A 12,649-nucleotide genomic window follows, 5' to 3' on the forward strand; every position below is an offset into this window, starting at 1 on the left:
GAATTTTTCGGGTCAGCAAGTACCGGATTAAAGGAGTACGGACGCTGGGAACGTTACAAATTGACCCGCCACATTGGCCATAAGAATTAGAAAACCCTTTGTTAATCATTTATACGGGTAATGCTGAATATAGAAGGAATGAAAAATGAGTGATTACCACAAAATCTAATGCCGTCTCTTAAACGAATTGGCCACTCTGCAGTTTTGTTTTAGATGAAGCTACCAGCGCAATGGACAAAGAATTATTATCCGGTCATGGCTAGGGCATCATCTTACCTGTTTTCTTAACTGAACCTTCGGCACAGACTCTGTTTCGTCCTGTACGTTTCGCCTCATACAACTGCTGATCGGCGCGATTGACAACATCTGCTGACACCAAACCTCTGTGCTGGCCTGGATAAACAGTCGTAACGCCGAAACTTGCACTGACCTGACCCCATGGCGTATCCAAATGGGGAATCGTCAATGCGAGTATCCCCTCGCGAATGCGCTCAGCAACTTCGATCGCCCCTTTTGTATCGGTGCCAGGCAAAATAACGACGAACTCTTCGCCGCCATAGCGTGCGACCAGGTCGCCGGCTCGGGTCACCTGTTCAGCCATTACCCTGCCAATGCTGTGCAGAACGGTGTCGCCAGCCACATGTCCATAGCGGTCGTTGAACTTCTTGAAAAGGTCCACATCCAGCAAGATTAGCGAAAGGCAATCATCGCCGCGTTGCGCACGTTTAAGTTCCTGATCAAGAATTTTATCGAACATCAACCGGTTTGCGATGCTGGTAAGCTTGTCCGTGTTTGCCAGTACCTGCAGGCCAATATTGTACTGTTCAAGCCCCTCGGAACGGTCATGCAGTTTTTGAGCGAGCGTGTCCCGGATACCTATTTGCCTGACAAGTTTTGATGCGAGCAATCCGAACATCGCGCAGATCACCAATACCGCACCGCCAAGGAACAAGCTTGAGCGCTGCCATTGGCTTAATAATTCTGTTTTCGTGCGCCCGACAGCAACAATGAAGGGGTAGCCATCCACGTGCCTGTAGCTGTACAGCCRTTCGATCCGGTCAATCTTTGAGACCAGGGTTGAGGAACCGGCGTAATGCGTGGACAGAGCCTGCAGAACAGGGCCTTTAGAAATATCAGTCCCGATCAGCTTTTCTTCAAAAGGCCGCCTGTACACCAACGTTCCATCGGTAAGTGCGAGCAAGACGGTGCCGGTTTTGCCGATATCAATTTCGTTATAAATACGTTCAAAAAAATTAATTTTGAGCGTAACGAGGACAACACCGCCGAAGCTTCCGTCCGGTAGGTTAATTCTCCGTGATACCGGAATAATCCAGACGCCGGTGGACCGGCTTTTAATTGGCGGTCCTACATGTACTGCAAGGCTTCGATTAGCGCGGTGGTACGTAAAGTATTCACGGTCTGCATTATTCCCTTTAACCGGGCGGTTGAGAGACGTAGCCAGCCATGTTCCGTCCGCTCCGTAGGCGAATAATCCGTGTAGTTCGGAGTTGGCCTTGGCTGTTTCAACCAGGTGAGCCTGCAGCCGGCCGAGTTCGTGTGCACCGGTACCTTCGACTTCCAGACGTTCCGAAAGATCGGTCAAAGCAACACTTGCGGTTTTGAGGGTTGATTCCATCTGTACAGCGATCATGCGGGCAATATTCGTGTTGGCCACTTCAGCATCGCCCAGTTGCGCTGTGCGGGATGCAGAAATAAATGCGCCGGCGAGGACCAATATCAACAGACAGACAAGCGCTGTAGCTAATATAACCATAGTCGTAACAGGGCGCTTCATACCGCTCAGGAGGAGGAGATAGCGGTCCGAATCGTTGGGGGATGCATTCAATACAATTCGCTCCTTCATTCTGTGAGCATGAAACCTGGGGAGAAGTCTAGTATGGCATTAACCCCAAGTTTAGATGAGCTATATCATCACAAATGGCTTTTTATCATCGGGTTATTATGAGGTGGTGTGTAAAGCGTATGGCTAACTTTACGTGGTTCTGTTTGCACTTTAATGCCGCACCTGTAAACTAAATAAAATCAATGAGTTAAGTTCGTATAATCATCATTATGTTAAATTACAATCATTCAACTGCATGTTCTTTTCCTCAAAAATTCCAGTACAGGCTTTCCTCTCCTCTGGAACTCTTATCTAGCTTCGTAATGCGATAAAAGAGGTGATCAGAAAAAACGCCGCATCGCTAAAATGTGTTTTAAAGCCGTTGTGCAGGAACAGGAGATAAACATGGCCATGAAGCTCATTAGAAAAAAAACTCCACGGGGTGCCCTGAAACGCTGGTTAACTGAGGAAGAAGAAACTGCCGTTAAAAATATCTTCGGCCACAAGCAGGTGCGCAGTGCGCCGGATCGCGCATTGGCGGAACACGTTATTCACGAAATGCGTGAGAGTGAACTCTGGCTGCAGTGCAGCTGCATAGCCGGCGACACGCCCGCGCTCAACAGTGCCAAGCTGATGTCTGAAACCCAGACGCTGTTCCTGTCAGGATTTGGTCACAGTCATGATCCGTCCTGTCCGATGTTCCGGGTCTTTAAAGGCGATGAGGATGCCACCCGTTCAGGAACCCGGAAAGTCACCGGCAGCAAGCGACTCAATTACCGRGATTTTTTACCCGCCGACGAGTCGGAAACGACCATTAAAGCGYMGGRCAAGCCGGTGAYGRCAGGYGATGACCGAACCCGGCGCAAACGCMGKCCSCGYCTYGCGCGCCTKCTYCTGACKCTCATTGAGGAYGCGGGRCTGAACACCTTCAGYCCGGTCAGCCCGCTGCCTAAYCAGAYGGCCAGAATCTGGCTTGACGCCCTSGCRGCCTCRGCGGRTGCGCAGGAGTTTATCCGYGGMCGSCMRCTWTCGGAWATCGTGCGSTTTCAGCCRGCGATGGGCGAAGCWGCYCAGGAAAGGCTGATGCTGGCACTGGARCGCCCGGAYGCMARCTGGCCAGCAGGAAAAKCCCGYATTTTTTATCAAATATTTATGTCGGACCTGGTCAGCCGTGAGCACGTAACCTTTGCCTGGAACGGCGGTGAACGAATGTTYGCCCCGGAGAAAGGTGTCAGCATCAACGGAGAGTCGCAGGAAGGMGTGAGGCCGCCTTACTGGGTGATCCTGGCCTTCCGGCGCGGGGCTGAGGGTACGGTAATATGCAGTGAAGGGTATGCGCACGCTCTGTTTCGGCGTACCTGTCCGGTACCGGTAGACAGCGGGCTGGAGCGGCAAACGCTGGAAGGGATAGCAGAAGTGGCCAGATGGCTCAAAGGCAAAGCGGGCGACCTTACTCTGGTGAAACCCCTGTTTGATATTGAGGTAGACGTCGAGGGAGACAAAGGCTTTGTGCTGCCGGATTTTATTATACAGGCCAGAAAACCAGACGGCCGGGAACATACCGTGGTCATCGAGACAATGGGATACACTGATGATGAGTACTGCGAGCGTAAAGCCGAGCAGCATAAAGGGATGCGCACGTTGGGAACGTTACAAACCGATCCGCCACGCTGGCCACAGGAAGTAGACAAGCGCTTTACCAACCATTTGTACGGGGTCATGCTGAATCTGGAAGGTGTGAAAACGAGTGATGAGACCCAGACTCTAATGCCGCCCACTTAAAGGAATTGCACACTTTGGTTTTAAATCTTCATCCGGGGAAACGGCTTTATTCAGCTTGGTAAAAAATTCGGATTTTTCAGCCATGAACGAACGTTCCCTAAGGGCAGCACTAGCAAAGAGTTAACCGATAAGTACTCAAAGCAAGTCTTGAAAAGTAAGAGAAATTACGTCTACACTGACATGAAGAATTATTGTACACATGCCCAATGTGTCATTAATTTCTACGCTCACATGACAAATACCGGTATTCAATTTTAAACTTGATGTTTAAAGAGAAAATATGAAGATTAAAACATTACTCACATTAGTGGCGATAATTATATCTAGCAATGCCGTCAGCAAGGAAAGCAAAACTGATGATGTGTTAGAACTTAATAATGCAACCGTTTTATTAAAACTTAACGATGGCAGTAAGGTACAAGTAAAAACGTGTGATGAATATGTCACTTTGCGTAAGGCAGGGAAAAAAATTGTTGGATATCCAGGTCGCGATCCTCAGGAGTTAGGTGAGGCAACCCGAAACTTAGACGAATGTTTCATGAAAGCTTACGCTACAGCGAAGGGGTGGCAAGACGTTAGCGCAACGACACAGCCCGTAAGTATCAAGGATATTGTCGAGCATTTTCCTGCTGAACTCGCCATGAAAACGTTGAACACTGTTGATATAAAAGCCAAAACTATCAATGATACGGCGACGGACTGGAGCATGACAGATAATGGGGCGTACATTTCAAAAACAAATAAAGTGGGTTACTTCCCTTTTACCACTCATAATTATGTCGATCAAAAAGGTACTGTGCATCTATTCCTCACACTGGCGAGCTTTAAAAACCCAGAGGATGTTTGGAACTTTACGAGTTATCAGGTCATATCTCAAACCTCGCCGGTTTGGGACGTTAATAAAATCGACGTTAACAGCCCTCTAAAATAAACATTAAGTTTTATTCTTATTTTATGTAGCACACCTTGTTATTAAGGTGGGCTTTTACTTACTTACCTTGTGATGCAGCTATAAGCTGATTTCGTGTATCCACATTACGACTCTCCTGAATTTTCGTGCGATGAGATTCCTCCGCTGCTGCTGCCCAATCTTTCCGATTAACCGCCGCGTTAAATTTTGTAAATACTCGGCTCAACCTTAGTAAACCGAGATTAAATCCCATATTCATGACCGCCGATCGCTGGTTCTCGGCGCTGCGGAAGCGAACCAATGGTTAAATCCGAATATTACTTCCTCCATGGCACTGGCCTTGCTTACAGAAGGGGTCAGTATCAGCGGATGAATTCGCCTGACACCCCGTATCCAAATCAGTCGGCAATATTCGGAATAACGGCGCCGAGTTGATCCAAAAGATACCTTCACCCCTGGTGTAATTAGAACTTCACTGAAAACGTCAGAGATACGGTTATTGGAAGGTGCAGTGGATCTGATTAGAAGCATAGGCAGGTAATCCCGCCTATGCTCGCAGGTTCAGATTTTCAATCTCCGGTAATCTTTACCGCGAATATCATTATACCCGTCGGTCATTTGCTGATACTTATGACCAAGCAATGTACGCGTATCCACCCCCTGTTCGCGATACAGCCTTTCCGAAAGAGAGCGCTGCTCCCGGAAGCTAGGCGGCATTTTTCCGCCAGCGGCTTCTATGCCTGCCGATTCTCTGCATTTTTGAAACCAGCGCGTCAGAGACCACAGGTGAACCGGCTTGCCTTTATGCTGGATCAGCCAGCCGTTACTGGGACACATATCCACGACTTCACCCAGCGTGCAGCCCAATGACGCCAGTTTTAACGTCAGAGGCAGGGCTATACGCTCCGCCGTTTTCTGCTGATCAATATGCAGGTAGCCATCCCGGACATGGCTTGAATGCATTTTGCCGATGTCCGCTCTCCGCTGACCGGTCACAATGGCTAACAGCATGGCTCGCTGGAAATAGTCAGGCGCACAATAGCTTGCCGCTTTAAATATCAGTAGCCACTCGTTAAAGAGAAGGCGCTCGGTCTTAACCGTGGTCAGCAGCGGGCGGGACAGTAAAGCAGGATTGTGTCCTGGTGGTATTTCGCCCTCTCGCTGTGCTTCTAAAAACATATTGGAAAGATTTATCCTTAACCGCCGGGCGGCAAAAGGCGCGGTGTCGGCTTTTTGTTTTATTTCTGCGGTTATCTCTGAAATAGACAGCGCGTTCAGAGGTTTCACCCCCCACGTTGCAGAACAAAAGCGGATGAGCCGTTTATAGTCCCCCCATGTTTTAGGCTTGATTTCGCCCACAGCAAGCCGGTTCAGCACAATAGCTTCATATTTCAACATCCATTCATTAACAGTAACTGGCATAAATCCTCCTGGTTAAATTGAGCTGCCTGCACGGCAGTAACAGAGATTTATGCAACGAAGAATGTTGTTATTATATAATAATCAAGTAATTGCACCTCATGATTGTCGTAGCATACTTTGCTTTTTCCTATGTCCATATGTCACCATCAGATCTGCTCTATTTTGATGATCACTCAACACGTGAAACAAACTTTTCGAGACCCTCCCCCTCCAACCGAAAGTACTGTTTTTCCTCAATTAGAGCGGCGCCAAGGGACAAATAAAACGCCCCCGCTTTGGGATTGGATTTCTCCGCCGTCMAGTCGAGGCGTGAACAACCGTGTTTAATAGCAAAGTTTGCGATAAACCGAATCAACGATTTACCGATCCCCTGACCTCGCGCAATCTCTGATGTAAAGAGCTCTTTCATAAACGCCTGGCCGGAGCAAAGCGGCGCAGGGAACATCAATGTAAAAGTCGCAAACCCCACAAGCCCCCCGTTTTTACGAGCGCCGACAACCGTCACACCTGAGTAGGTGGAGAATACTTTGTCTGCAAGATAAGTACTCATATCGTCATAGCTGACAACGCCGTGACCAAAGTAATAATTCTCCATTTCGACAAAAAGACTGGCTAGTTCCGGCACATCTGCAACACCACATATCGCAATTTCCATCCGTGCATCACCCTCATTATTTATCGTTTTCCATCGCTCGAATTTGCCATAACGTCCGTGTTGTGAATATGAGATCTTCCAGCTATGGAAAAAGCAAGATAGAGGGCCGTTTTGAAAAAACAAAATATCCTACGTTAAGCCTGTTTCTTAAGCAGGGATGACAGGCCCGTTTGAGCGAGGAGCGTACATGAACACCTCGTATCACTAGACGACATCGTACTCGTCAGTCTCACTTCAACAGCAGTCGTAGAAGAGCTCAAACATACCAATGAAATAATCTTTCCACTCGATTTGATCATCAACATACTTGAAAGCAAGTTAGCCGATAACGTATCGAAATGACCTTGATTTACGCTCCTGGCACACATGGGTCTCCGGCCACGGCCTGACTGACTGCCAATTATGTTCATTGACCACTTACAGGCATACGGAACCAGAGATGGCTATACCGTAACCAGTCCGCCTCACTTTCAGCCAGAACTGGGCCATTGCGGTCATTTGCCGTGTAACTTGGAAAGTCGGGTTTTTCTCTCCAGACTATGCAAACTGGAATTATTGGGACGGCTCATGAATATCCAATTCGCAAACATCACCCCGGACAGCACAGGATTTGCTGAGTTAAGATCGCAGAGCATGGATGAAGGACTGAACATGCTACGCCGGCTGGAAGACAATTGGCTAAGCGGAAAAAACCGCTTTGATAGGCCCGGAGAACAACTGCTTGGGGCTTATACTGATGGTTTAATTGTTGGCGTGTGCGGACTTAACATCGATCCTTTTACGCAAGCAGCTGGCACCGGACGTCTGCGACATCTCTATGTAGACAAGGGATGGAGAAGAAATCGGGTTGGCAGCGGTTTGCTCAGTGAAATACTTAAGGATGCTGGCCTCTGGTTTGATTTTATCAACACGAATGCACCATCATCGGCATTCACTTTCTATGAACGAGCGGGCTTTGTAGCTTTATCTGGTATGGATAAAGTCACACACCACTTATGCCTGAGAAAGCCAGCACGGTAGTAAATTCACCTTTTGGAAACACCGCCAATTCAGGCTATCAGAGCGGGTGACTGCTGGCTCTCATGCTGAATGGGAGATATTTGACCGGCAGCTATGAGCGAAGAGCGGACGTTGGCCTTAAAGCGCATTGATGTATAACTGTGTTTGTAAATGCGCTGTAGTAGCGACTATCTACGCTTTTCAAGGCTGTCCATGAAAATCCCAGCGCGATGACCCCATTACGTCGTAGACGTGCTGATCCGTAAATGGTGGGAATACTGTGCGTTTAGAAGCTTCCACTAAAGCATGACAATAACCTTCATCGCCGCTCTTTATAATGAAATTCTGTAAGGTACCATCAATTTTGAAATCGAGGTGTGCATCACATCTTTTACCACCCCAAGCATGGGGCTCCGTGAGGGCTGCATCAAGTGCTTTTTTGATACTCGAGGCCTGATAACCAAAAAGGTCTTTATCTGATACCTTCCCAGAACGGTTGTAGGTGCAAGAGTTAAGTGCGCTATTTTTATGACAATCTTTAGGCGCTAGTGGTGCGCATCCAGTGACAGTTGCCGCCAGTATCATAAACATCAATATTTTAGTCATGCCTAAAACCGTCCATAGTGATTTGCATTAAGTTGTGCTTACGAATAATAGTTTGGGTTATTATACCATTCAATCCAGTCCGTGACCTGCTCCCCGTTGATTAGTACATCCTGTCGTTAGTAACGTCCGCTTCTGGCACTTAGCGGACTTTTCAGCAGCTAAGAAATCATGATTATTGCTGTTCTGCCTACCCGGAGTATGGTTTGTAGGGGGTATTAACTCCCCGAGAAATAGAGCTAATACTTGTCGCTTCGTCAATTTAAGAAATTACAGTAACTTGCTGTTATCCATTCAGTATTTAAGGACGTTCCACTGTTTAACATCTGCTTACCTTCGCAATATCGGACGCCGATTTACACGCTAATAAATGAATGTAAACGTGGAAAAATCATCAAATTGGAGTTTTTTCTACAGTAACTTTAGTTACGTTCAGGATCGGGTTGAACGGCTTTGTGAGACGCTGCGTTGTGTGCCTCTGTGTCGTGCTTTTCACTCGCTGCAATGGCTTCATCCTGAATTCTTTTTGTAGTTTCATCCTGTTGTTTGAGCTGTCTCTGGATCTGTTCGCGGTATTCGCGGGCTGATTTCTCACTATCCTCACGCCACTGGCGTTCAGATTGCAGCAATTGTTCGTGTTGTTGGCGATTTTTTTCTGCGAATTGATCTTGCAGTTGCTGCCTGCCTTGCTGGTTAGCCATCAGGGTGAAACTGAGAGGTAATACAGAGATGATGGTGATACGTATCCAATCAAAAAAAACCTTAGCCATGATTAGCTTCCTTTCCATAGTTGTTAAGAGTTTTTGATATCGATTAGTAAAGCTACAAAAACAGGTAGTTGATTGAAACGAGAAGTATCTTATAAGTTTAAAAAGGAAAAGGCATTTTCGCTGAATGTGGATGTCCCAAAATGATGTTACACATTGAAGTGCATTAAGATAATTCCTAAAAATAGAGTCTTGGGAAATCCTCAAGTATGACAGGTCATTTTTAAGGTATATTTCGTGTAAATTTATATTGTTAATTAATGCAATATATTTCCTAACGAAAGGATGCTCCTCTTATGAACGCCTTAAAACCAGTCCTGTTTCTCTCGGTTTGTATCTTAACAGCCTGCGGTGGCGGTGGCGGTGGCGGTGGCGGCCAGCCCCCTGCGACAACGCCCCCTCCGGTGCAAACCGATAATGGTTCGACTGAGAATAATACCGATCCCACACCTCCACCGGCGAACGCACCTGAGATGATGGCGACGGATGGTGTAATAAACAGTTACAGCTACACTACGCCCCAGGGGCGAGAATACACCTTGCGCACTCCAGGCATTATCGTCAGGAATGTGCATACAGAATCATTAGTTAATGGAGATGGTACCCCCCATTCAGCGACCTCCTGGTGTTGCGGCAGTATGAGCTATACCGATTTTGGTACTTGGACTGACTTCAAAACCGGCAAACACGACGTGTTCTACACCGGTGCAGGGACGCTGGCAGCGAATGTGCCTACTCAGGGTTCAGCAACTTATGCGGGAAGCGGTATTCGCGAAAGCACGCTCAGCGACGCAACATTTAACGTAGATTTTGGTGCAAAAACTATCAGTGGCGACATCGCCGCGGGTGAGTCCTTCGGCAGTGCCGTTACTATGCAGGGTACGATCGCCAACGGTGGGTTTACTGGTAACGCACAGTCAGGTGGGCAGGAAGGTAATTTCACTGGACATTTCAACGGTCCAGCTGCAGAGGAGTTGGGCGGTCTTGCCAGCTTTACTGATACCACTAAGAATGTAGCATTTGGCGCAACGCGTCAGTAAATTCACTCCCGGTCAGCCCGGCTGTCCGGGGGCTTATTATGATATGGATCCTTATGAATGTCCTGCGTATGGGGGCAGTCAGCCTGTTATTTCCGTTCAGTGCTGCCCTCGCCATTCCTCCCGAAATTGATGTCATCCCCGCAGCACCACATTTTGACCGTCTGACCCAGCAGAAAAACTCCAATCATTCCGCTGGAAAGGTCATAGCGGTGAACAATGCTCAACTGGCTAAACAACCTGAGCTGGGAAAGGTTTTTCTCAATCAGGCGGTTCGTGATGGTGACTGGCTAATAGTGGAAGCCATTCTGCCAGTGTATGAAACTACGACTAATGCAGATAACACGCTGATACGCTTTGCAAAGGCCGGACTGGCACGCAGCAAGGGTAATTATGAACTAGCAATCACGCATTATCGCGCCATTTTGAGCGAACATCCAGAGCTTGACGCCGTACGACTCGACATGGCGGTGACTATGTATGAAAATCATCAATATGATATTTCGGAATATCACTTCCGCCGTGTTCTTCAAGGTAGTCCGCCTGAAAATATTCGCGAAATTATTGCCTATTATATTGAACGTGTTCAGCAGGGTCATGACGTCACAGGGAACTTGAGTTTCAGCTATCTCAATGAAAGCAACGTCAACAATGCTTCTTCAGGTAAAACTATCCGCGTCGGTGACCGCTTATTTTTACGTAATAAAGACAGCTTTCCCCAGCGCGGTGAAGGTCTCTGGTTTAACGGAGTATTACAAAAAGACGTACCAATATATAACCAGCATAGCCTGCGATTTATGGGTGCTGTCAATGGAAAAAGTTATTGGAGTAATCATAATTTTGATGATGTTACCAGCCGTATATATGCTGGATATCAATGGAGAAATTATCGCCACCAATTTTCTTTACTGCCTTTTTATGAAAAAAGATGGTATAGCACGGAAACCTTTTCTTCTGGTCCGGGTTTAAGAACCGAATATAGTTACCTTATTTCACCGGCCTGGCAGATAAGCCAGGCGTTTGAATATCAGAAATTAAATTACGACGCAGATAAGTACCATTTTTTGCGAGGTCGTACGAGTTATTCGTCTACGACGTTGTCTCACGCTTTCAGCAACGTCCTGTCGGCCTACGTGGGGGGCGATTTTCAGGATCAGCAAACAACCTCTAAAAGTGAAACAAACCACAGAAGTGCCGTGCGTGGAGGAGTACAGATGGATTTATCCTGGAAACTGTCTTTTGCGGCATCCACCGCATTTGCAAAACGTGAGTATCAGGCTAACAGTGAGATATTCGGCACCCGTCGCAAGGACAACGAGCAGTTTTATAATCTTTCTCTATGGCAACGTGATTTGTCGGTTTTTGGCATGATGCCGAAGCTTAATTTCACTTATAAACGGGTGAACAGTAACATCGATTTCTACGCATACGATCAGCGTAACATTACTTTGTCGGTTGATAAAATTTTTTAGTGACATAAAATTGTTGAGTCTGGAATTAATACAGTAATGGGGCCGGACTCTAAGTTGATAAATGCATTGCATTTTCATAATAGGTGCGGCCACATTCTACTACAAGACTTCAAAAAATAAAATTAAAGAAGATTTTTAAATCATCATTTAAGCCATCCAGCATAGCTTCTCAGGCATTTTTTTGTAATTCCTTAAGAATTAATTTATTAATAAAAGTTTTTTGGTATACATCAAAGATAAACATAGCTAGTTGCATTTATCTTAGTAAGGTTTGAATTCTGTAGGGAGATGTATAAATCGAAAGTATTAACATCTTTGTTAAATTGAAAAAATTGCTTCAATAGTTTGTCGGAAAGTCTTGCTCGAGCAACAGATCCTGATCAAGTTCAGCCACAGCAGAAATAATCTGCATGATCATTCTCCCCGTAGCACTTGTAAGATCAACCACTCCGAGAGCTAGGTAGCTTTGAGCGAACAGCTGACATCAACACAATTCGTCTGACAATTGAGTCGTTGATTTCATGGACTTCAATCTTCTTCAAGCCATCTGATATATGCTACGTCAGTTAAAAATGGAGTTGAGCAATGACTGAGCTGAAAGCACCCTACTGGAATCGCATGGTTCCCGAACTGACAGTAATGGATTTTTCTGTCTCCCTGCACTTCTATGTTGACGTGCTTGGTTTCAACATCATGATAAGGCGTAATGAGCCCGATTTTGCCTACGTCAGTCTCGGCGAAGCGCMACTGATGCTGGAGAAATATAATCCGGAAGGATGGAATACGGCTGAACTCGTCAGACCGCTGGGTCGCGGCATTAATTTTCAGATAGAAGTAGAAGATATCGAGTCGGTGCTAGCTCGTGTCCAAGCTAATGGCTTCAAGTTGTACAGGGAGCTACGCGGCAATCACTACAACACCGGAGAAACGACGGCCTGCCAAAGGGAGTTTCTCGTACAGGATCCAGATGGCTACCTCTTACGCTTCAGCCAGTACATTGAATGAAGTGCCAATGTCTGCTGTTGGCACACAGCATACAAACACGTAAAGCTGAAGGTCTGCTGAGAGCGAACAGCAGACGTTCGCAGTTGTTCTCATTACTGATGAAGGCATTACTTAAATCGCGGTGTGTAAATCAACGGGGGATTAAGTCATATGG

11 protein-coding genes and 1 pseudogene are annotated in these 12,649 nt (G+C 46.7%); 6 read left to right on the top strand and 6 right to left on the bottom strand.

Going from position 1 to position 12,649, the window contains the following annotated elements; translation table 11 throughout:
• Positions 1-259: 259 nt before the first annotated feature.
• Positions 260-1,846: a sensor domain-containing diguanylate cyclase gene (locus AC1DUO_RS21825; protein WP_477988712.1), complete on the bottom strand. Its 1,587-nt coding sequence runs from the start codon at positions 1,844-1,846 to the stop codon at positions 260-262.
• Between the two features lie 402 nt (positions 1,847-2,248).
• On the opposite strand from AC1DUO_RS21825, the gene AC1DUO_RS21830 reads away from it, so the two are divergent.
• Positions 2,249-3,625: a hypothetical protein gene (locus AC1DUO_RS21830; RefSeq protein ID WP_477988714.1), complete on the top strand. Its 1,377-nt coding sequence runs from the start codon at positions 2,249-2,251 to the stop codon at positions 3,623-3,625.
• A gap of 280 nt (positions 3,626-3,905) precedes the next feature.
• Positions 3,906-4,556 carry a hypothetical protein gene (locus AC1DUO_RS21835; protein ID WP_354568786.1) on the top strand — a complete coding sequence of 217 codons (651 nt, stop codon included), beginning with the start codon at positions 3,906-3,908 and terminating at the stop codon, positions 4,554-4,556.
• Between the two features lie 540 nt (positions 4,557-5,096).
• On the opposite strand, the gene AC1DUO_RS21840 is transcribed toward AC1DUO_RS21835, so the two are convergent.
• Positions 5,097-5,957 carry a tyrosine-type recombinase/integrase gene (locus AC1DUO_RS21840; RefSeq protein ID WP_421589715.1) on the bottom strand — a complete coding sequence of 287 codons (861 nt, stop codon included), beginning with the start codon at positions 5,955-5,957 and terminating at the stop codon, positions 5,097-5,099.
• 169 nt (positions 5,958-6,126) lie between these two features.
• A complete protein-coding gene (locus tag AC1DUO_RS21845) occupies positions 6,127-6,612 on the bottom strand; it encodes a GNAT family N-acetyltransferase (protein ID WP_477988717.1) in 486 nt (161 codons plus the stop codon).
• Positions 6,613-7,179: 567 nt separating this feature from the next.
• Here AC1DUO_RS21845 and AC1DUO_RS21850 point away from each other — a divergent pair.
• Positions 7,180-7,632 carry a GNAT family N-acetyltransferase gene (locus AC1DUO_RS21850; protein ID WP_161138365.1) on the top strand — a complete coding sequence of 151 codons (453 nt, stop codon included), beginning with the start codon at positions 7,180-7,182 and terminating at the stop codon, positions 7,630-7,632.
• Positions 7,633-7,812: 180 nt separating this feature from the next.
• On the opposite strand, the gene AC1DUO_RS21855 is transcribed toward AC1DUO_RS21850, so the two are convergent.
• Positions 7,813-8,217: a cell envelope integrity TolA C-terminal domain-containing protein gene (locus AC1DUO_RS21855; protein WP_126124184.1), complete on the bottom strand. Its 405-nt coding sequence runs from the start codon at positions 8,215-8,217 to the stop codon at positions 7,813-7,815.
• 419 nt (positions 8,218-8,636) lie between these two features.
• Positions 8,637-8,984, bottom strand: a complete 348-nt coding sequence (locus tag AC1DUO_RS21860; RefSeq protein WP_421589681.1) for a hypothetical protein — start codon at positions 8,982-8,984, stop codon at positions 8,637-8,639.
• A 473-nt stretch (positions 8,985-9,457) separates the two neighbouring features.
• On the opposite strand from AC1DUO_RS21860, the gene AC1DUO_RS21865 reads away from it, so the two are divergent.
• Positions 9,458-10,021 carry a Slam-dependent surface lipoprotein gene (locus AC1DUO_RS21865; protein ID WP_449632485.1) on the top strand — a complete coding sequence of 188 codons (564 nt, stop codon included), beginning with the start codon at positions 9,458-9,460 and terminating at the stop codon, positions 10,019-10,021.
• 53 nt (positions 10,022-10,074) lie between these two features.
• Positions 10,075-11,490 (top strand): surface lipoprotein assembly modifier, encoded by a 1,416-nt coding sequence (locus tag AC1DUO_RS21870; RefSeq protein WP_449649332.1) that lies wholly within the window; start codon positions 10,075-10,077, stop codon positions 11,488-11,490.
• 337 nt (positions 11,491-11,827) lie between these two features.
• Here AC1DUO_RS21870 and AC1DUO_RS21875 read toward each other — a convergent pair.
• Positions 11,828-11,950, bottom strand: a pseudogene (locus AC1DUO_RS21875) (recombinase family protein); the annotation flags it as partial.
• Positions 11,951-12,075: 125 nt separating this feature from the next.
• Here AC1DUO_RS21875 and AC1DUO_RS21880 point away from each other — a divergent pair.
• The gene (locus tag AC1DUO_RS21880; protein ID WP_477988720.1) at positions 12,076-12,495 is read left to right on the top strand and encodes a bleomycin resistance protein; all 420 of its coding nucleotides are present in this window, start codon (positions 12,076-12,078) and stop codon (positions 12,493-12,495) included.
• The last annotated feature ends 154 nt before the right edge of the window (positions 12,496-12,649 follow it).

This window comes from Rahnella sp. P4_A8, assembly GCF_056402435.1.

Bases quoted from the DNA above. Each gene is read 5' to 3' on its own strand.
- AC1DUO_RS21870 (WP_449649332.1), top strand. From the start codon at position 10,075: ATGAATGTCCTGCGTATGGGGGCAGTCAGCCTGTTATTTCCGTTCAGT.
- AC1DUO_RS21850 (WP_161138365.1), top strand. From the start codon at position 7,180: ATGAATATCCAATTCGCAAACATCACCCCGGACAGCACAGGATTTGCT.
- AC1DUO_RS21835 (WP_354568786.1), top strand. From the start codon at position 3,906: ATGAAGATTAAAACATTACTCACATTAGTGGCGATAATTATATCTAGC.
- AC1DUO_RS21840 (WP_421589715.1), bottom strand. From the start codon at position 5,957: ATGCCAGTTACTGTTAATGAATGGATGTTGAAATATGAAGCTATTGTG.
- AC1DUO_RS21855 (WP_126124184.1), bottom strand. From the start codon at position 8,217: ATGACTAAAATATTGATGTTTATGATACTGGCGGCAACTGTCACTGGA.
- AC1DUO_RS21860 (WP_421589681.1), bottom strand. From the start codon at position 8,984: ATGGCTAAGGTTTTTTTTGATTGGATACGTATCACCATCATCTCTGTA.
- AC1DUO_RS21865 (WP_449632485.1), top strand. From the start codon at position 9,458: ATGGCGACGGATGGTGTAATAAACAGTTACAGCTACACTACGCCCCAG.